This window comes from Streptomyces pimonensis (assembly GCF_041380215.1).
In the GTDB taxonomy this organism is placed as follows: Bacteria; Actinomycetota; Actinomycetes; order Streptomycetales; family Streptomycetaceae; genus Streptomyces; species Streptomyces pimonensis.
Genome location: NZ_JAHWZY010000001.1, coordinates 1 through 18700, shown reverse-complemented (window position 1 = coordinate 18700; position 18700 = coordinate 1). Strand labels below are relative to the sequence as shown.

The following is an 18700-nucleotide window of genomic DNA, read 5'->3' as shown; positions in this document are numbered from 1 at the left end:
GGTTACCCCGCGGTCTCCGCGCGCGTCGCCGTCGCCTGGAGGCCGCCGAGGACGCCGGCGGGGCTGCCGTTCGGGGCGACCGCCTTGCCGATCTGCTTCTTGACCTCCGCGTTGACCGTCGCCCAGGAGGTCTTGCCGACCGGGTAGAGCTCCGAGGTCGCCAGCTGGTCGAGGAAGGGCTTGAGGTCCTTGTCCTCGTCGGACGCGGCCATCGCCCGGGAGGCGGAGTTGGTGACCGGCAGCAGGTTGTACTCGTGGGAGAAGTCGAGCACGTTCTCCTCGCTGTAGACGAAGTCGAGGAACTCGCCGACCTGGTCGCGGTGGCCGTTCTCCTTGAAGGCCATCATCCAGTCGGCGACGCCGAGCGTGGCCTGGCTCTCGTCGTCGGCGCCCGGCGTCGGCACCATGCCGAACTCCACGCCCTTCTCCTTCGCCATCCCCATCAGCGAGGGGTGCCCGTTGAGCATGCCGACGTCCCCGGCGGCGAACGCCGCGAACGCGTCGGCCCGGTCGAGCTGGCCGGGCGCGACGGGACCGGTCAGGCCCTTGGCGACCAGCTCGTCCTTCAGCCAGGTGAAGGTATCGACGTTCCGCGCGGAGTCGATGCTGTACGTGCCCGTGATGTCGGTGTAGCCGCCACCGCCGCTGAGCAGCCACTGCATGGTCTCGGCCTGCGCCTCCTCCGGGCCGAGCGGCAGCGCGTACGGGTACTTCACGCCCTGCGCCTTGAGCGCCTCGGCGGCCGCGGCGAGCTCGTCCCAGGTCTGCGGCGGGGTGACGCCGGCCTCGGTGAGCAGCTTCTTGTTGTAGAACAGCACGCGCGTGGAGGAGGCGAACGGCAGACCGTACTGCACGCTGTTGACCTCGCCCGCGGTGGTCAGCTGGGCGAGGAAGTCCGCCTGGACGGGGATGGAGAGCAGGTCGTCGGCCTTGTAGAGCAGGCCCTCGGCCGCGTAGTCGGCGTACGCGCCGATCTGCGCGATGTCCGGCGGGTCACCCGCGTCGACCATCTCCTTGACCTTGCGGTCGACGTCGTTCCACGAGTAGACGCTGACGTCGATCTTCACATCGGGGTGGTCGGCCTCGTACCGGTCGACCAGGTCGGCCCAGTACTTCTCGGAGCTGTTGGCCGCGCTGTCGCCGTAGTTGGCGGCGACCAGCTTCAAGGTCACGTCGGAGGAGCCGCCGCCGAGCCCGCATCCTCCGAGGACTCCTGTCAGTCCCAGTGCGGACATCGCCGCGATCACCCTTGCCCTGGCCCGCCGCTGCACTTTCCCTGCCCCTGCCCCGGCGCGTCCGCGCCGTCCGAAAGCATTTCGATAATCGGAACAAGGTCTACACCACATAAGTGGACTAGACCTCTCGCGGGTCCCCGGTCCACACTGTCCCCCGTGAGACACGTCATCGCCCTCGATGTGGGCGGCACCGGGATGAAGGCCGCCCTGGTCGGGACGGACGGCGAACTGCTGCACCGGTCCCGCCGGGCCACCGGCCGCGAACGCGGCCCGGACGCGGTCGTCGAGGACGTCCTCGACTTCGCGGCCGAACTGCGCGCCCACGGCGTGCGGCGGTACGGCGAGCCCGCCTCCGCCGCCGGCGTCGCCGTCCCCGGCATCGTCGACGCGGCGGAGGGCGTCGCCGTCTACGCCGCCAACCTCGGCTGGCGCGACGTCCCGCTGCGCGCGCTGCTCACCGAGCGCCTCGGCGGCGTGCCCGTCGCCCTCGGCCACGACGTGCGCGCGGGCGGTCTCGCCGAGGGCCGCATCGGGGCGGGCCGGGGCGCCGACCGCTTCCTGTTCGTGGCGCTGGGCACGGGTATCGCGGGCGCCATCGGCATCGACGGCCGGGTGGAGGCGGGCGCGCACGGCTTCGCGGGCGAGATCGGGCACATCGTCGTACGGCCCCGGGGCACCCCCTGTCCGTGCGGGCAGCGCGGCTGTCTGGAGCGGTTCGCGTCCGCCGCGGCGGTGAGCGAGGCGTGGGCGGCGGCCTGCGGTGTCCCGGGGGCGGACGCGGCGGCCTGCGCGAAGGCCGTCGAGTCCGGGGACGTACGGGCCCGTCGGGTCTGGCAGGAGGCGGTGGACGCGCTCGCCGACGGGCTGGTCACCGCGCTCACCCTGCTGGACCCCCGCACGTTGATCATCGGTGGCGGACTCGCCGAGGCGGGGGAAACCTTGTTCGCACCGCTGCGGGAGGCCGTCCGGCGGCGGGTCACCTTCCAGGAGCCGCCGTCCCTGGTCCCCGCGGCCCTCGGGGACACCGCCGGATGCCTGGGCGCGGGGCTCCTCGCCCGGGACCTGATCGACACCACTGATCCCTCGGAGGTAACCACCTGATGGCCCCCACCAAGGTTCTCACCGGCGCCCGGGTGGTCCTGCCCACCGGGACCGTGGACGACGGCCGCGTGACCGTCGAGGGCACGCGGATCGCGGACACGGCGCCGGGAGGTTCCCGGGCGGCCGGGACGGCCGACCTGAGCGGCCACTGGGTGGTCCCCGGCTTCGTCGACCTCCACAACCACGGCGGCGGAGGGGCGTCCTTCACCGGTGGCACCGCCGAGGACGTCCTGAAGGGCGTGCACACCCACCGCACGCACGGCACCACCACGGTGGTCGCCTCGACCGTCACCGGTGACCTGGACTTCCTCGCCCGGCAGGCCGGGATGCTCGCCGAGCTGGCCCAGCAGGGGGAGATCGCCGGCATCCACTTCGAGGGGCCGTTCATCTCCCCGTGCCGCAAGGGCGCGCACGACGAGGGGCTGCTGCGCGACCCCGACCCGGCCGAGGTCCGCAAGCTGCTCGACGCGTCGCACGGGCACGCGAGGATGATGACGCTGGCCACCGAGCTGCCGGGCGGCCTGGACTCCGTACGGCTGCTCGCCGGGCACGGGGTGATCGCGGCCGTCGGGCACACGGACGCCACGTACGAGCAGACGCTCCAGGCCGTCGACGCGGGCGCGACCGTCGCCACCCACCTGTTCAACGCGATGCCGCCGCTCGGCCACCGCGCGCCCGGCCCGATCACCGCCCTCCTCGAGGACGAGCGGGTCACCGTCGAGCTGATCAACGACGGCACGCACCTGCATCCGGCCGCGCTCCGGCTGGCCTTCCACCACGCGGGCGCCGACCGGGTCGCCTTCGTCACCGACGCGATGGACGCGGCCGGCTTCGGCGACGGCCGCTACATGCTGGGCCCGATGGAGGTCGAGGTCGCGGACGGGGTGGCCCGACTGGTGGAGGGCGGCTCGATCGCCGGCTCCACGCTCACCCTGGACCGCGCCTTCAAGCGGGCGGTGACGGTGGACGGGCTGCCCGTCGAGGACGTCGTACGGGCGATCTCCGCCAACCCGGCCCGGCTGCTCGGTCTGGACGACCGGATCGGCTCCCTCGAGCCCGGGAAGGACGCCGACCTGGTGGTCCTGGACGAGGGGTTCGACCTGGTGGGCGTCATGCGCCGGGGGGAATGGGTGATCGATCCCCGACTGGGCTGATCCGTCCCGTCGCCGGGGAACGGCAGCCGGTCCGAGGGGTGGGCCGACCGCCGTCCGTTTGGCATGATCGTTCCCCGGGGCACGTGGAAGCACAGGCACATGGGGAGGTCGGCCCGGTGATCCTCACGGTCACGCTGAACACCGCTCTCGACGTCACCTATCGCGTGCCGGCTCTGCGGCCGGGAACCTCCCACCGGGTCGCCGAGGTGACGGAACGCCCCGGCGGCAAGGGCGTCAACGTGGCCCGGGTGCTCGCGGCCCTCGGCCACGAGGTGACGGTCACCGGCTTCTCCGGCGGTACGACGGGCCGCGTCCTGCGCGACCGGCTCGCCGGGGTGCCGCATCTGACGGACGCGCTGGTCCCGGTCTCCGGCACGACCCGGCGCACCGTCACGGTCGTCGACGAGCGCTCCGGCGCCACCACCCGGCTCAACGAGCCCGGCCCGGTGATCACCCACGCCGAGTGGTCCGCGTTCCAGGGGGCGTACGGGGACCTGCTGGCCTCGGCCTCGGCTGTGGCCCTGTGCGGCAGCCTGCCCCCGGGCGTCCCGGTGGGCGCGTACGCGGGCCTGATCCGCACGGCCCGCGCGGCCGGGGTGCCGACCCTCCTCGACACCAGCGGGGCGGCGCTGCGCCGCGGGGTCGCGGGCCGTCCCGACGTCCTCAAGCCGAACGCCGGGGAACTGGCCGAACTCACCGGCTTCCACGAGCCGCTGCGCGCCACCCAGGACGCCCGCCGCCGCGGCGCGGGCGCGGTGGTCGCCTCCCTGGGCCCGGAGGGCCTGTTCGCGGTGACCCCCGAGGGCCGCTGGCGCGCGGCCCCTCCGCAGCGCCTGCACGGCGACCCGGCCGGCGCCGGCGACTCGGCGGCCGCGGGCCTGCTCTCGGCCCTGGTCGAACACCGCCCCTGGCCCGACCGCCTCGGCCGGGCGGCGGCCCTGTCGGCGGCGACGGTCGCGTCCCCGACGGCGGGCGAGTTCGACCGGGCGGTCTACGAGGAGCTGCTGACCGGGGTCACGGTGACGGGAGAGGCGAGCGCGGCGTAGGCCAGGTCACTTCTTGACCTGCCCCTCCTTCAGCCACAGCTGGTCCAGCAGGACGTTGCACTTGTCGCCGTCGGCGCAGGAGAGCGAGACGGTGTTGGAGCCCTTGTTGAGCGTCGGCCAGGCGAAGGTCTGGGTCCAGCCCTTGGAGAAGTCGCCGTCCTTGGCTCGGGCGAAGTTGTCCATGTTGAGCTTGGAGCCGAACTCCTTGCCGTTGACGGTGAGCGTCATCGACTGGGGCTCGTCGGTGGTGCTGTAGCGCACGAAGACGGTGTAGGCGCCGTCCGCCGGAACGCCGCTGAAGGTCCAGGTGACCGAGGCGCCCGGCTGATTGAGGTTGGCCACGTAGGAACCGCCGTCGGACTGCGCGCCCTCGACGTCCGACGCGAGGGAGGCCGTACCGCCCAGGCTGAGCGCCTGCGCGTCGGCGGTCGGCAGCTCGGTCTTCTCCTCGTCCGCCCCGCCCTCGCTCGCCGAGGGGCTCGGCTCGCCGCTGTCCTGGGACCGGGTCGGCGTGGAGTCCGCCTGGTTGCCGCCCTCGTCGTCGCCCTCGTCGCCGCCGATTATGGCCACGCCGATGCCGACGACGACCGCGGCGACCACCGCGATCGCACCGATGAGCAGGCCCTTGGTGTTCGGGCCGCGGCCCCGGCCGCCCCCTCCGTGCGACGACTGGTGCGACTGGACGGCGGTGGCGCCGCCGCCGGGCAGCGTCTCCGGGGCGGCGTAGTGGGCGTTCGACTGGCCGTAGGCGCCCTGCTGCTGCGGCGCCTGCGGAGCGGTCCCCGGCTGGCCGTACTGGCGGCTCCCGACCGGCCGCACCCGGTTGACCGAGTTCGGGTAGCCGTAGCCCCCGGACGGCGGCTGGGCCCCGTTGGCCTGCCCGTCGGCGTAGAGGTAGCCGAACGGGTCGTCGTCCTCCGGCGTGCTCGCGCCGTTGTTGCCGGCCGTCATCCCTGGGTGCTCCTAGCTGCGGATCGGGTGCGGTATGGGGGGGTGGAGTAATCGAGCCTACCCGCTTCCCGTGGCCCGAACGGGTGACCCGGACCGCATCAAACCACTGACCTGCGGTTCATCCCGCACGCCGATGCTGTTTGGGACGAGATCGTTTCTCGACGTACATCCGTTCGTCGGCCGACTTCAGCACTTCGTCCGCCGTCATCCCGCAGTGCGCCCACCCGATCCCGAAGCTGGCCCCGACCCGCACGGCCCGCCCCTCGGCCCGGATGGGCTGGATGATCTCGTTGCGCAGCCGTACCGCGAGGTCCTGGGCGTCGGCCCGGCCGAGCCCGTCGGCGAGGATCACGAACTCGTCGCCGCCGAGCCGGGCCACGGTGTCGCCGTCCCGCACGCCGTTGCCCAGCCGGCGGGCGACCTCGACGAGCACCGCGTCACCCGCGTTGTGCCCGAACCGGTCGTTGATCGACTTGAAGCCGTCGAGGTCGCAGAAGAGCACCGCGAGCCCCTTGGCGCCGTCGTCGGAATCGGCGGCGGGCGCGACGGTGTGCACGTGGTGGTCGTAGCCGTCGTAGCCCCCGTGCCCCTCCGTGCCCGGCGGGAAGTCGAAGTCGTGTCCCCGGTCGAAGGCGGGCGGGCCGTAGACGGCGCCGTAGGAGTCGAAGGACTCGAAGGACGCCATGGAGTCGACGGCGGCGGGCAGCGCGCTCTGCGGCGGCTGCCGGCACAGCCGGGCGGACAGCCGCGCCCGCAGCTCGGCGGAGTTGGGCAGTCCGGTGAGCGAGTCGTGGGAGGCGCGGTGGGCGAGCTGGAGCTCGCGGCGCTTGCGCTCCTCTATGTCCTCGACGTGGGTGAGCAGGAAGCGGGGGCCGTCGGCGGCGTCGGCGACGACCGAGTTGCGCAGGGAGACCCAGACGAAGGTGCCGTCGCGGCGGCCCAGGCGCAGCTCGGCCCGGCCGCCCTCGGCGGAGGTCCGCAGCAGGGTGCCCATGTCCTCGGGGTGGACCAGGTCGGAGAAGGAGTAGCGGCGCATCGCGGAGGCGGGGCGGCCGAGCAGTCTGCACAGCGCGTCGTTGGTGCGCAGGATCCTGCCGTGCTGGTCGCCGCCCATCTCGGCGATGGCCATGCCGGAGGGGGCGTACTCGAAGGCCTGCCGGAAGCTTTCCTCGCTGGCCCGCAGCGCCTGCTGGTCGCGCTCCAGGCGCACCAGGGCGCGCTGCATGTTGGCACGCAGACGCGCGTTGCTGAGCGCGATCGCGGCCTGGAAGGCGTACATCTGGAGGGCCTCGCGACCCCAGGCGCCGGGCCGGCGGCCGTTGCGCGGGCGGTCCACGGAGAGGACGCCGACCAGTTCCCCGGAGGCGCCGCCGCCCTGCGGGCCGGGGGCGTACATCGGGGCGAAGAGCCGGTCGGAGGGGTGCCACTCGTCCTCGAAGCGGGGCGCGGGCCCGTCGGTGTACCACTGCGGGACGTCGTCGTCGTCGAGGACCCAGCCCTCGGTGTGCGGTATGAAGACCAGGTCGCCCCAGCGTTCGCCCATGCCGAGGCGGCGGTCCCAGGACGCGCGGGAGCCGGTCCGGCCGGTGATGAGGGCCTCGGCGGCGGAGTTCCCGGCCAGGGCGGCGACGACCAGGTCACCGTCGGGGCGTACGAGGTTGACGCACGCCAGCTCGTACCCGAGGGCGGTCACCACACCGTCGGCGACCGTCTGCAGCGTGTCCGCCAGGCTGCGGGCCGTGTTCATGTCGGCCATGGCTTGGTGGAGCTGTCTCAGCGCCGCAAGACGGACGTAGGGTTCCGACTCGGTCTCCATCCTCGCCCTCCCCCCGAGACCTCGCAGCGAATCAAGGGTTGTCTTCGGCGTATCGTCCCAGCAGCTTCCCGCCACTGAATCACAGCGCGCTGCCCACTCGGTACACAGGGTCAACAATTCTTTACCCTTGTGACTCAAGTCACAGGTAAACGTGAGCAATTGCGTGGTCTTTCCGTGGTTTCCCCGTGTGTTCGACGAACGCAGTCCTTGTGTTGTCCGTGCACGGACCGGGTCCGGCCCGGGCGTTGGTCCTAGGTCCCGGCTCGGCCCAAGGCCCGATGCCGTGCCCGTGGAGCGGAGATTAGCGTTTCCGGTGTGCCGAACACTTCCGCCCCGCCCGCGACCACCGTTCCGTCCGACGCCCGGCATGCTGAGGGTGTGAGCAACGACGAGTTCCGAGCCGCCCTGTCCCGACTGGCCGCCGGCGTGGTCCTGGTGACCGCGCAGGAGCCGCCACTGGACCCCGACGACCCCGCGGCGCCGGCCGGCGAGGACGTCGGCATGACGGCCACCGCGTTCCTGTCGGTCTCCCTGGATCCGCCGCTGGTGCTGGTCAGCCTGCGCAACGGCTCCCGCATGGACGAACTCCTCGACGAACAGCCCCTGTGGGCGGTGTCCGTGCTCTCCGAGAGCCAGCGGCACGTCGCGGGCCGCTTCGCGATGAAGGGCCGGGTCAGCGACCGCCTGCTCTTCGCGGACATCCCGTACCTGCGCGGCGAGCACAGCGGGGCGCCACTGGTGGGAGGCGCGCTGGCGACCCTGGAGTGCCGCACCGAGCAGCGGGTCCCGGCCGGGGACCACACCCTGGTGATCGGCCGCGTCCTGACGGCCCGGGTGCCGAGCGCGGAGGGCGGTCCGCTGACGTATTTCCGGGGCCGTTACCGGCAGTTGGGCTGAGTGATTTGCCTTCGTCGCCGAAATCCCTTTTGCCGGCCGGGATTTACTTGCCTACGGCACCCGGGTGACGACGACCACCGCGCTTCGCCTCGAACCGATCACGCCGAAGAACCTCAGGGCCGCCCTCGGTGTACGGGTCCGCCCCGACCAGGAATTCGCCGTAGACCCGGTGGTGAGACCCCTCGCCGAGGCGTACGTCCGTCCGGACTCCGCCTGGCCCCGTCTGATCATGGACGGCGACCGCGCGGTCGGCTTCCTGACGGCCTTCCTCGACATCGACTGGCACGAGGACGGCGGCAGCGTCATCCGCTCCGGCCTGCGGCGGCTGGTCATCGCGGCGGAGGAGCAGGGCAAGGGCTACGGCCGCTTCGCCGTGGAGTCGGTGGCGCAGGAACTCCGCCGCCGGGGCACGCGCGGGTTCCACGTCTGCTGGCACCCCGGCGACCACGGCCCCGAGGACTTCTGCCTGAACCTGGGCTTCCGCGGGACCGGGGAGATCGCCGAGGGCGAAACGGTGGGCGTGCTGGATCTGGACTGAAACACCGGGCACCGCCCGGGGGACGAGGAGTCGCACCCCGTCAGGGACGCGGGGAACCGCGCGACCGGCCACGACGGCCCGCGGGGACACCCGTCGGGCGCCTCCGGACCCCCGGTCCGACACCCCCGCAGGGGCCACCGGGACCGAGGCCACACCCCCAAGGGACCAGAGCCACACCCCGGGGAGCCGGGGGTCACCCCCAAGAGACCGGGGCCACACCCCGGGGGGGCCAGGGTCACACCCCCAAGAGACCAGAGCCACACCCCAGGGGGGGCCTGGGTCACACACCAAGGGACCAAGGCCACATCCCGGGGGAGCCGGGGGTCACCCCCAGTCCCGCGCGGAGCGCCCCCGTTTGGTCTCCGACCGCTGCTTCTTCTCCCGCAGCCGCCGCTCGTTGATCCCTCGCGGAACGCGCGTCGGCCTGCGCGGCTTCGGCGGAGGCGCGGTCGCCTCCGCGAGCAGCGCCGCGAGCCGCACCGCGGCCGTCTCTCGGTTGCGCCACTGCGAGCGGTGCTCCGAAGCGCGAACGGTGATCACACCGCCGGTCAGCCGCCCGGCGAGCCGCTCCAGCGCCCGCTGCTTCCACACCTCGGGCAGCGCCTCGGTGCGGGCGAGGTCGAAACGGAGCTCGACCTGGGAGTCGCTGGTGTTCACGTGCTGTCCGCCGGGCCCGGACGACCGCGAGAAACGCCACATGAGCTCGGCCTCGGGCAGCGGGACGGAGCCGCGGATGGGATAGGGACCGGACATGTCGTACAGGTTCCCGCCTCTGACCGGGCCACGTCATCCGAATTATCCCGCGATCCGGGTAAAGAAAGCAAAGACACCTGGAACCTCTCGCACCCCTCTCCGCGTTCAAGGTGGTAGCTGTAGCTTCTAGTCGTACGTACACGAGGGAAGGGACTCCCAACAATGGCTGTAAGCCTGTCCAAGGGTGGCAACGTCTCGCTCACCAAGGAGGCTCCGGGCCTGACCGCCGTCACCGTGGGCCTCGGCTGGGACGTCCGCACCACCACCGGCACGGACTTCGACCTCGACGCCTCGGCGATCGCGGTCAACACGCAGGGCAGGGTCTACTCGGACGCCCACTTCGTGTTCTTCAACAACAAGCAGACCCCGGACAGCTCCATCGTCCACACCGGTGACAACCGCACCGGCGAGGGCGCCGGCGACGACGAGGCGATCAACGTCGACCTCGCCGCGCTCCCGGCCGACATCGACAAGATCGTCTTCCCGGTGTCGATCTACGACGCCGAGAACCGCAGCCAGAACTTCGGCCAGGTGCGCAACGCCTACATCCGCATCGTCAACCAGGCCGGCGGCGCCGAGATCGCCCGCTACGACCTGTCCGAGGACGCGGCCACCGAGACCGCCATGGTCTTCGGCGAGCTCTACCGCAACGGCGCGGAGTGGAAGTTCCGCGCCGTCGGCCAGGGCTACGCCTCGGGCCTCGTGGGCATCGCCCAGGACTTCGGCGTCAACGTCTGACGGACGCCCCGCTTCCGTATCGGAGCCCCCGGCCCGGCGTCCCGCCGGGCCGGGGGCTCCGACGCACGCTCAGGGCCGCTCCGGCCGCCCCGCCCCGTACAGCCAGTCCTCCCAGATCCCGGCGAAGTCCTTGTCCGGAGCCGACTCCTCCACGTACGACGTGAAGTCGCCGGTGTCCGCGTTGCCGTGGCGGTGCTGCTGTGCCCAGCCCCGGAGCAGGGCCGGGAAGGCGTCGTCGCCGACCGTCTGCCGGACCTTGTGCAGGACCATCGCGCCGCGCCAGTACACGGGGGTGGCGGAGATGTGCGCCGCGTCCGGCGGCTCGGCGGGTGGGAAGGACCAGAGCGCCTCGTTGGTCCCCTCGTCCGGGAAGTACCCGCCGGCGTACAGCGAGTCGAACGTCCGCTGTGCCGTGTCACCGCCGTGGTCCTCCTGCCACAGCCACTGCGCGTAGGTCGCGAAGCCCTCGTTGAGCCACATGTCCCGCCAGGTCTTCGGGGTGACCGAGTCGCCGTACCACTGGTGGGCGATCTCGTGGACCAGCAACGCGGTGTCGGGGGCGCCGGGGAAGACCGGCCGGTTCTGGGTCTCCAGGGCGTACCCGGCGTCCCCGGGACGCTCGACGATCGCACCCGCGGAGGAGAAGGGGTACGGGCCGAAGGTCCGCTCCGCCCACGCCAGCACCTCGGGGATCCGTGCCAGGACCGCACGGCTCGCCTCCGCCTGCTCCGGATCGACGGCCGTGTACACGGGCAGCCCGCCGGCGGTCGCCGTGCGGCGGACCTCGTACCTGCCGATGGCCAGCGTCGCGAGGTAACTCGCCATCGGCTCGCCGGTGCGCCAGCGGTACGTCGTACGGCTCCCCTTCCGCTCCTCACCGGCCGGCTCCCCGTTGGACACCACCCGCAACTCCTTCGGCACCGTCACCGCGAGGGCGTACGTCGCCTTGTCGGAGGGGTGGTGGTTGCCCGGGAACCACGCCGCCGACCCCACCGGCTGCCCCAGCGCCAGCGCCCCGTCGGCGGTGCGCAGCCAGCCCTCCTCGGAGCCGTCCGGGTCGGTGAGGGTCAGCGGGGCGCCGCCGTAGCGGACGGTCACCCGGAAGTCGCCTTCCACGGGCTCGCGCGGGCGGACGGTCAGCTCCTGCCCCGCCCTGCTCCAGCGGGCGGCCACGCCGTCGACGGTGACCTCCTCGACGTCGAGGCCCTCGAGGTCGAGGTTCAGCGCGGAGAGGCCCTCCTTCGCCCGTGCGGTGATCGTCGCGGTGCCGGTGAGACGGTGCGCGCGGGGGTCGTAGGCGAGGTCGAGGGCGTAGTGGCGGACGTCGTAACCGCCGTTGCCGGCCTTCGGGAAGTACGGATCACCCACGCCCGAACCGCCGGCCGAAGCCCCTGGACCACCCCCGCAGGCGACCGCCGACACCACGAGCAGGGCGGCGACGGCACTGCGGGAGCCAGGGCGGTAGGGACGCACACCAGGATCCTATGGGGAACGGCGCGCCATGACGTGGCACCATCACCCTCGTGCTCGACATCGGCTACGCCCTCTCCAACCGCTTCCCCGACCCCCCGCAGACCGACTACCGCCGCGCGGACGTCCACGCCCTGCGGCACGACCTCTTCTGCGGGGACGTCTACCTCGCCGACACCACGTCGGACCGCGAGCTGTCCACGGCCTGGGGATGGGTACCGGTGCTCGACTTCGCGTGGGCGCTGTGCGACATCGTGGAGCTCGTCGACCGGGACCCGGCCGGCTCCCGCGCCTCCCGCCCCCAGCACGCGGAGCTGGACTTCACCGAATCCACCGACCGCCTGCTCTTCGAACGCCGCTTCGGCTGGGTGGACATCGAAGCGGAGTGGCTGCCCGCCTCCGAACCCCCGCTGACCTTCTCCCACGCCGAACTCCGTCGTGAGGCCCGCGACTTCCTCCACGACCTCCTCGCCGACCTGACCGACCTCCACGAGGACCTCGGCGAGAACCCGGCCGTCTGGACCCTCCAGGCCCGCTACCCCCGGGTGAACTGACCTGCTCCCCGGACTGAGGCCCGGAGGTCCCGGCCCTCCCCGGCGTTGCCGCGCCGCACGGGGTCCGGTCGGGGATCCGTGGCTTCCTGTCTCGTCGCGCTGCGCCGGAACGGGTTCTGGTCCTACCGGCGCTCCGCGGGCCGATGCCGCCGGTCCGGCGGTCGTCTTCACGTCGACCGCGGCGTTGTGGTCCCGGTCGTGGACGGTGCCGCAGCCCCCACAGGTCCCTTCCCGGACGCTCAGGGGGTCGGGGCCGTCCCTGGCGCCGCGGGTGGAGCAGGTCGGGGACGCCGGCTGGAGTCGGCCGGCCCTGACCGGGGTCCGTCCGTAGCGCCGCGCTCTGCACTCCGGCCTGCTGAGGAACGCCGGCCGTCCGGCGTCGCGCACGCTCTCGGCCGGCCCGGTGCGGGCCGGTCCCGCCACCGCCAGGTCCTCCACGACGATCCCCTGGTCCTCGGAGATCGGCCCGGCAGGGAGCTGCCGGCGGAACTCGCGGCGGGCGCCGGCGACCCTGGCGTGGGCGCGGGCGGCCTTCAGCCGGGCCTCGCCCCGGTTCTTCGATCCTGCGAAACCCGGTGTCCCCTCCCCCTCATCCCTCCACCCTGATCCCCAGCTCCCCCGCCAGCACCGGCGCCAGGTCCAGCAGCTGGGCCGTGCTGATCACCGCCCCCGACAGCCGGCCCACCCCCCGCGCGATCCCCAGCGGCGCGGCCCCGCGCAGGTCCACGTCCTTCAGCGTGGCCCCCGAGAGGTCCGCGTCCTTCAGCGCGCAGTCCACGAACTCCACCCGCTCCAACAAGGCTCCGCCGAAGTCCGGCTCCACCAGGACACAGCCCTCGAAGACCACGTCCTTGAGCCGGGCCGAGCGCAGGTTCAGGAAGTCGATCTTCCCGCCCCGGACCAGCACCCGCTCCAGCACCGCCCCGTGCAGCTGCGTCCCCCCGAGACGCGCGTCGGTCAGCTCGACGTCGCGCAGGGTCGCCTCGGCCAGCCGGGTCCCCACACCCCGCACACCGGCCAGCACCGAGTCCAGCACCCGCGCCCGGGACAGCCGCGTGCCGTCCAGCGCGCACCCCGTCAGCGCGCAGTCCATGAAACGCGCCCCGCCGCCGTCCTGCCCCGCGAAGTCGGCCGCCCGGAACTCCACCCCGTCATAGTCCCCGTCCGGCTCCAGCCCGCCCCCCTCGTACCGCTCCAGCGCGGGCAGCCGCAGCTCCGGGCGCCGCGCCGCCTTCACTCCCGTACCGCCCACCGCTCCCCGTGCCATGGCCCCATACTGCACCCCACCGCTGACAACCCACCCGGCCTGCAAAGACACCGCGCATGTCACCTTCCCCGGCCCTCGCTCCGTGCTCCGTGCGAGGCCGGAGGACGCCCCGGCCGGAGAGGACCCCGGCCACGCACCGCATCACCGTCGCCGGCGGCGGCTTCGCCGGCCTCACCGCGGCCGTCACCGCCGTGGAGGCGGGTGCCGAGGTCACCGTCCAAGGAGCCCGCCCCTCCCTGGGAGGCGGGGCCCGCACCGCCGAAGGCCCTCACCGGACCGACGACTGACCCCACGCCCTCCACGACGGCGGCCCCCTCTGGACCTGGCTCCGGCAACGCGGCCTCTCACCGGCCTCCTCGCCCGCCTCCACCCCTGGAGGTGACCCGGCTGCGGCTGCGCCGCCGGGGCGCCCCGGCGGCCGTCTCCCTCGCCCCCGGCCGGAACGCGCTTGACCTCAACCATGCTTGAGGTCGAAGAGTGGGAGCCCTAGCGGCGCACGACCCGACTCCTGGGGGATCCCACATGCACGCCATCCGCCTGCACGCCTTCGGCCCGGCCGAGAACCTCGCCTACGAGGAGGTCGAGGACCCCCGGCCGGGTCCCGGACAGGTCCGCGTCGCCGTCCGCGCGGCCGGCGTCCACCTCCTCGACACGGCCCTGCGCGAAGGCGAACAGGGCCCCGGCCCGGCCCCGGCCGCCCTGCCGACCGTCCCCGGCCGCGAGATCGCCGGAGTGGTCGACGCGCTCGGCGAGGGCGCCCCCGGGGACCTGCTCGGCCGCCGCGTGGTCGCCCACCTCGGCTTCGTCCCCGGCGGCTACGCGGAACTGGCCGTCACCGACGCCGAACGGCTCCACGAGATCCCCGGGCGCCTCGACTTCGCCGAGGCCGTCGCCATGATCGGCACGGGCCGTACGGCGATGGGGATCGTGCAGTTCGCCGAACCGGGCCCCGAGGACGTGGTCCTCGTCCCGGCGGCGGCGGGCGGCGTCGGCACCCTCCTCGTGCAGTACGCCAAGAACGCCGGCGCCACCGTCATCGGCCTGGCCGGCGGCCCCGCGAAGACCGCCCGGGTGGCAGCCGGCGGCGCCGACCTCGCCGTCGACTACACGGCCCCCGACTGGCCCGAACGGCTCGACGCCCACCGGGGCAAGATCACCGTCGTGTACGACGGGGTGGGCGGGGACGTCGCCCGCGCGGCGCTCGCCCTCCTCGCCCCCGACGGCCGCCACATCGTGTTCGGCTGGTCGTCCCAGGGCATCGCCGGCGGCCACCCCCACCTCGTCGAAGGCCGCTCCCTCAACGTCCTCGGCCCCGAGATGACGCGCAGGGCGGGCGGCTCCGACCCGGTCCGCACCCTCGAACTGCGCGCCCTCGCGGAAGCCGGCGAGGGCAGACTCATCCCCGCCGTGCACCGCTTCCCCCTCGCCGAGGCCGCCGCCGCCCACCGGGCCCTGGAGAACAGGGGCACGACCGGAAAAGTCGTTCTGGAACCGTAGCGGGCGCCACTACCCTGCACGGGGTGATCGACGTCCCCGCGGAACTCGCCGCCCAGGAGAAGTACAACAAGGAGGCGGGCCGCGCCTTCATCGCCGCCCTCCCGGACCTCGCCGCCGCCTTCCTGCACCGCTGGAACCTGCGCGTCACCGGGACGTCCATGCACGGTGTGAGCGCCCTGGTCCTCCCCGTCGACCGCGCGGACGGCACACCCGCGGTGCTCAAGCTCCAGATCCGCGACCACGAGAGCGAGGGCGAACCGATCGCCCTGCGCCTGTGGAACGGCGACGGGGCGGTCCGCCTCCTCGACCACGACGAACCCACCGGCACCATGCTCCTGGAGCGCCTCGACGCCTCCCGGATGCTCGCCCACCGGCCCGACGTGCACGAGGGCGTCCTGGTGATCGCCCGCCTCCTCGCCCACCTGCACACCACCCCGGCCCCCGAGGGAATGCGCCGTCTCGGCGACATCGCCCGGTCCATGCTGGAGCGGACCCCCGCGGCCCTGGACCGCATCCCGGACCCGGCCGCCCGCCGCCTCGTCGCCGACTGCGCGGCCGCCGTGCGCGAGGTCGCCGACGAGCCCGGCGACCGTCTGCTCCACTGGGACCTGCACGACGAGAACGTCCTCGCCGCGGACCGCGCCCCCTGGCTCGCCATCGACCCCAAGCCCCTGGCCGGCGACCCCGGCTTCGACCTCTGGCCCGCCCTGGCCAACAACTTCGACGCCGAGGACGTCGTCTGGCGCTTCGACGCCATGACCGACGTCCTCGCCCTGGACCGCGCGCGTGCACGCGCGTGGACGTACGGCCGGGTGCTGCAGAACTGCCTGTGGGAGACCGAGGACGGCCGCCCCCCGGACGAGGCGGACCTGGAGATCGCCCGCCGCCTGCGCGGCCGTACGACATGAGGGATCCCGGGCCGGACAGGGCCCGGCCCGGGACGGAGTGGAGCCCCCTGTCGGATTCGAACCGACGACCTACGCATTACAAGGGCTCGCGTGGTTGTGACGGCTGGTGCCACATGACCACACCGGATCCCGCTTTCCCTGATCAGCGACTTGCGGGCTCGTTGGCGCCTGCCACTGAATCCGCCTTGTGCCGCACCGTCCGCTCACGCATCGCCCGTTGGATGACCAGCAGTTCCCCCTAGGAGCTGCAGCGCCACGGCACCAGGGTCCCACCGCGATGGGAGCCAATCATGGGACGCGCAGCGGCGGGACCGCCCTGCGTATGAGTATGCGCAGGGCGGTCGAGCGAGAGATCCAGCAGGCCAACACGTGTGAGAGGCGTTCACCCGCCCGGCCCGCTAGCTCCTTGACCAAAGAGCTGAGTTGGTCGGCCAGGCGGTTGGTCCGGCGCTGGTAGCGCTCCACGACGCCGGGAACCTGCTCGCGGAATGCCTGCCGCGAGCAGCCGAGCACCGGGCACACCAGCCGCCGCAACCTCACCGAGATGACGACCCGCCGTCCGTCCATGGGCACGTCCGCGACTCTCCGCCCGTGGAACCCGTGCACCCGCCCTGTCGGTGTCCCGCACCCGGGGCACAGCACCGGGTCGTCCCGGGTCCGCGCCGACACCCGGATCAGGCCGCCCTCGTCCGCCACACCCTCGATGACCAGCGCCGACAACCCCGAAAACACCACGCTCACAAGCTCGTTGACATCTCACACACCATGCCAACGATGCCCGTCACTCGCCGTTACCACCGATTACGGGACAGATCCGAACGTTTTACGGTCCCGCCCGGAGTGCTTGTGCCTCTGTCGGTGCGGTTGCCCGTCGTCCGGTCGACCGACGGGCGCACGATGCGCTGCCATCCGCGGTCCGGGAGTTCCTGTTGGAGGAGCTCGAGCACCGCGACGACCACAGCTGCGCCGGACCCGCCGGACCCACGGCCGACTCCTGGCCGGCGAGGGCCACGACGAGGAGGTCATCGAGGTATTGAGGAGGCCGGGGTGGCCTGGTAGGCGACCCGTCATCAGGGTCAGCGCTCGCCGCTGGGACTGGTCTTCCACCGCAGACGCCGGGCGCTGTACTGAAGCCATCACCACCTCGGCTCTTCGAGCCTTTGGTGCTATCATCTTTAGCACCATGCTGCTAAGGCTGAACACTGCGGACAATCGCCCCCTGCATGAGCAGGTGGCGGGTGCGATCCGACGTGCCATTGCTGAGGGGGAGTGTGAGCCGGGTGATCGGCTTCCCCCAGCACGTGACCTCTCCCAGGCGCTGGGAATCAACGTGAATACGGTGCTGCGTGGTCTTCGAGCGCTGCGTGACGAGGGAGTGCTGGAGTTCCGGCGAGGCAGAGGCGTGACGGTGGCCCATGGGGCGGCTGAACGCTCGGCGTTGCTGGATCGCGTCCGGGATGTCGTGGCCGACGCGGCGCGCCTCGGATACAGCAAGAAGGATCTCATCGACATGATCAGGGGGATTTCGTGACCGACCGTGCAGGACGCAGGAGCGCTGCGGCGTGGGGTGTCACCGGCTGGGTGTTAGGGATCCTGGCGCTGCTGGTGGCGTTGCCGCTCGTCGCCGGCAGCCGGCTTCCGGACCGGCTGGCGACGCACTGGGACGCCAGCTCGGGCAAGCCCGACAGTTCAATGCCTTTGTGGGCCGCGTCGCTCTTCCCTGCGCTGATCTGGGGGATGGCAGCGGCGCTTGTGGCACTGATGTGGTGGCGGGCCCGTGTCACTTCGAGTGGCGGAGTAGGGGGGTGGGTCGGCGCGACGCTCGGGTTCGGGGGGGTGATGCTCCTGGGCGGCCAGGCGTCTATTGTGCGGGCGAATCTGGACCATGCGGACTGGCGCGAGGCGGACTCGGTGACGGTCTCTGTCGTCGTGACGCTCGTAGCGGCTGTTGGCGTGGGCACGGCCGCCTTGCTGACCAGCCGCCGCACTCCGGCCGTGGTGCCGACAGGAGGTGGACCGACCATGAAGATTCCCGCAGGAGAGCGCTTCGTGTGGCTCTCCCGCACATCCAACCCCTGGCTCCATGCGACAGCCGCCGTGACAGGTGTCGTAGCAATGGCCGCCGTCGTGGCGGGACTGGGGGGGTTGATGGGGGCTGAGGCTGCACTGCTGGCCGGGCCGTTCGCTCTGGCCTCTGTCCTGGTGCTCGGCTTCGCCTCGGTGCAGGCACGGGTCAGTGAGCGAGGTCTGGAGGTGGCCTTCGGGCCGCTGAGCTGGCCGGCGCGACGTTGGGCGGCCGATGCCATTGCCTCTGCCCGCGTCGAGACGCGTACGCCTTCCCAGGTCGGTGGCTGGGGATACCGGCTGAGCGGGCTGGGCACAACTGTGATGCTGCGCAGCGGTGAGTGTCTGGTAATCCGCACCCACAATGGCAAGGACTTTGCGGTCAGTGTCGATGATGCCGAGCGCGGAGCTGCCCTCCTTAACTCCTTGAACGCTTAACGTTCAAGTTGATAGCCGGTCCTGGCCAGGTGATCCCCCGCACCTGGCCAGGACCCTTTCTGAGCGAATCGCCCCTACCCGCTCCCTGGCGACAGGTCATGCGGAATTTCGAGCCCGCAACCACTGTTCGGCCACTGACGCGGGAGAACCCTGGGGGCGGTATTCGGTCAAGCTGTTACTGATCGCTGCCAGCGCTTGTGCGGTACTGATCAAATATGTGAGGCTCTCGATCACGCACCGGGGGATATGCGTGTCGACCGCACGTATGTGGGC

General features: G+C 72.4%; 17 protein-coding genes and 3 pseudogenes. 12 read left to right on the top strand and 8 right to left on the bottom strand.

Annotated elements, in window-relative coordinates; translation table 11 throughout:
- Positions 1-2: 2 nt before the first annotated feature.
- Positions 3-1235: an extracellular solute-binding protein gene (locus KYY02_RS00100; RefSeq protein ID WP_371235302.1), complete on the bottom strand. Its 1233-nt coding sequence runs from the start codon at positions 1233-1235 to the stop codon at positions 3-5.
- A 156-nt stretch (positions 1236-1391) separates the two neighbouring features.
- Here KYY02_RS00100 and KYY02_RS00095 point away from each other — a divergent pair, with 156 nt between their 5' ends.
- The 3 genes from KYY02_RS00095 to KYY02_RS00085 all read left to right on the top strand — a co-directional run bounded on the left by KYY02_RS00095 (position 1392) and on the right by KYY02_RS00085 (position 4536).
- Positions 1392-2336, top strand: a complete 945-nt coding sequence (locus tag KYY02_RS00095; protein ID WP_371235301.1) for an ROK family protein — start codon at positions 1392-1394, stop codon at positions 2334-2336.
- On the top strand, positions 2336-3490 hold the full coding sequence (gene nagA, locus KYY02_RS00090; RefSeq protein WP_371235300.1) for an N-acetylglucosamine-6-phosphate deacetylase: 1155 nt from the start codon (positions 2336-2338) through the stop codon (positions 3488-3490). Before KYY02_RS00095 ends, nagA begins: the two co-directional genes overlap by 1 nt.
- A 116-nt stretch (positions 3491-3606) precedes the next feature.
- On the top strand, positions 3607-4536 hold the full coding sequence (locus KYY02_RS00085) for a 1-phosphofructokinase family hexose kinase (protein ID WP_371235299.1): 930 nt from the start codon (positions 3607-3609) through the stop codon (positions 4534-4536).
- Between the two features lie 6 nt (positions 4537-4542).
- Here the strand turns inward: KYY02_RS00085 and KYY02_RS00080 are convergent, their stop codons facing one another.
- A complete protein-coding gene (locus tag KYY02_RS00080; protein WP_371235298.1) occupies positions 4543-5487 on the bottom strand; it encodes a carbohydrate-binding protein in 945 nt (314 codons plus the stop codon).
- Between the two features lie 118 nt (positions 5488-5605).
- Positions 5606-7303 (bottom strand): diguanylate cyclase CdgB, encoded by a 1698-nt coding sequence (cdgB, locus tag KYY02_RS00075; protein ID WP_371235297.1) that lies wholly within the window; start codon positions 7301-7303, stop codon positions 5606-5608.
- 315 nt (positions 7304-7618) lie between these two features.
- On the opposite strand from cdgB, the gene KYY02_RS00070 reads away from it, so the two are divergent.
- Positions 7619-8200, top strand: a complete 582-nt coding sequence (locus KYY02_RS00070; RefSeq protein ID WP_371235296.1) for a flavin reductase family protein — start codon at positions 7619-7621, stop codon at positions 8198-8200.
- Between the two features lie 64 nt (positions 8201-8264).
- Positions 8265-8738 carry a GNAT family N-acetyltransferase gene (locus KYY02_RS00065; RefSeq protein ID WP_371235295.1) on the top strand — a complete coding sequence of 158 codons (474 nt, stop codon included), beginning with the start codon at positions 8265-8267 and terminating at the stop codon, positions 8736-8738.
- A gap of 324 nt (positions 8739-9062) precedes the next feature.
- On the opposite strand, the gene arfB is transcribed toward KYY02_RS00065, so the two are convergent.
- On the bottom strand, positions 9063-9500 hold the full coding sequence (gene arfB, locus KYY02_RS00060; RefSeq protein WP_371235694.1) for an alternative ribosome rescue aminoacyl-tRNA hydrolase ArfB: 438 nt from the start codon (positions 9498-9500) through the stop codon (positions 9063-9065).
- Between the two features lie 153 nt (positions 9501-9653).
- On the opposite strand from arfB, the gene KYY02_RS00055 reads away from it, so the two are divergent.
- The gene (locus KYY02_RS00055) at positions 9654-10229 is read left to right on the top strand and encodes a TerD family protein (protein WP_371235294.1); all 576 of its coding nucleotides are present in this window, start codon (positions 9654-9656) and stop codon (positions 10227-10229) included.
- Positions 10230-10298: 69 nt separating this feature from the next.
- On the opposite strand, the gene KYY02_RS00050 is transcribed toward KYY02_RS00055, so the two are convergent.
- The gene (locus KYY02_RS00050) at positions 10299-11702 is read right to left on the bottom strand and encodes a M1 family metallopeptidase (RefSeq protein WP_371235293.1); all 1404 of its coding nucleotides are present in this window, start codon (positions 11700-11702) and stop codon (positions 10299-10301) included.
- 50 nt (positions 11703-11752) lie between these two features.
- Here KYY02_RS00050 and KYY02_RS00045 point away from each other — a divergent pair, with 50 nt between their 5' ends.
- Positions 11753-12253, top strand: a complete 501-nt coding sequence (locus KYY02_RS00045) for a hypothetical protein (RefSeq protein ID WP_371235292.1) — start codon at positions 11753-11755, stop codon at positions 12251-12253.
- A gap of 186 nt (positions 12254-12439) precedes the next feature.
- Here the strand turns inward: KYY02_RS00045 and KYY02_RS00040 are convergent.
- Both KYY02_RS00040 and KYY02_RS00035 read right to left on the bottom strand, forming a co-directional pair.
- Positions 12440-12640: pseudogene (locus tag KYY02_RS00040) on the bottom strand (RNA-guided endonuclease TnpB family protein); the annotation flags it as partial.
- A gap of 202 nt (positions 12641-12842) precedes the next feature.
- Entirely contained in the window at positions 12843-13520 is a 678-nt protein-coding gene (locus KYY02_RS00035) for a pentapeptide repeat-containing protein (protein WP_371235291.1), read from the bottom strand.
- Between the two features lie 56 nt (positions 13521-13576).
- On the opposite strand from KYY02_RS00035, the pseudogene KYY02_RS00030 reads away from it, so the two are divergent.
- The 3 genes and pseudogenes from KYY02_RS00030 to KYY02_RS00020 form a co-directional block, all read left to right on the top strand.
- Positions 13577-13931: pseudogene (locus KYY02_RS00030) on the top strand (NAD(P)-binding protein); the annotation flags it as partial.
- 111 nt (positions 13932-14042) lie between these two features.
- Positions 14043-15017: a zinc-binding dehydrogenase gene (locus KYY02_RS00025; protein WP_371235290.1), complete on the top strand. Its 975-nt coding sequence runs from the start codon at positions 14043-14045 to the stop codon at positions 15015-15017.
- 14 nt (positions 15018-15031) lie between these two features.
- On the top strand, positions 15032-15925 hold the full coding sequence (locus KYY02_RS00020) for an aminoglycoside phosphotransferase family protein (protein ID WP_371235693.1): 894 nt from the start codon (positions 15032-15034) through the stop codon (positions 15923-15925).
- A 291-nt stretch (positions 15926-16216) separates the two neighbouring features.
- On the opposite strand, the pseudogene KYY02_RS00015 reads toward KYY02_RS00020, so the two are convergent.
- Positions 16217-16666, bottom strand: a pseudogene (locus tag KYY02_RS00015) (transposase family protein); the annotation flags it as partial.
- Positions 16667-17108: 442 nt separating this feature from the next.
- Between KYY02_RS00015 and KYY02_RS00010 the strand changes: the two are divergent.
- A complete protein-coding gene (locus KYY02_RS00010; RefSeq protein ID WP_371235289.1) occupies positions 17109-17456 on the top strand; it encodes a GntR family transcriptional regulator in 348 nt (115 codons plus the stop codon).
- Positions 17453-18427, top strand: coding sequence for a DUF1648 domain-containing protein (locus KYY02_RS00005; protein ID WP_371235288.1), 975 nt, complete (start codon positions 17453-17455; stop codon positions 18425-18427). The genes KYY02_RS00010 and KYY02_RS00005 overlap by 4 nt, the downstream gene beginning before the upstream one ends.
- Positions 18428-18700: the final 273 nt, after the last annotated feature.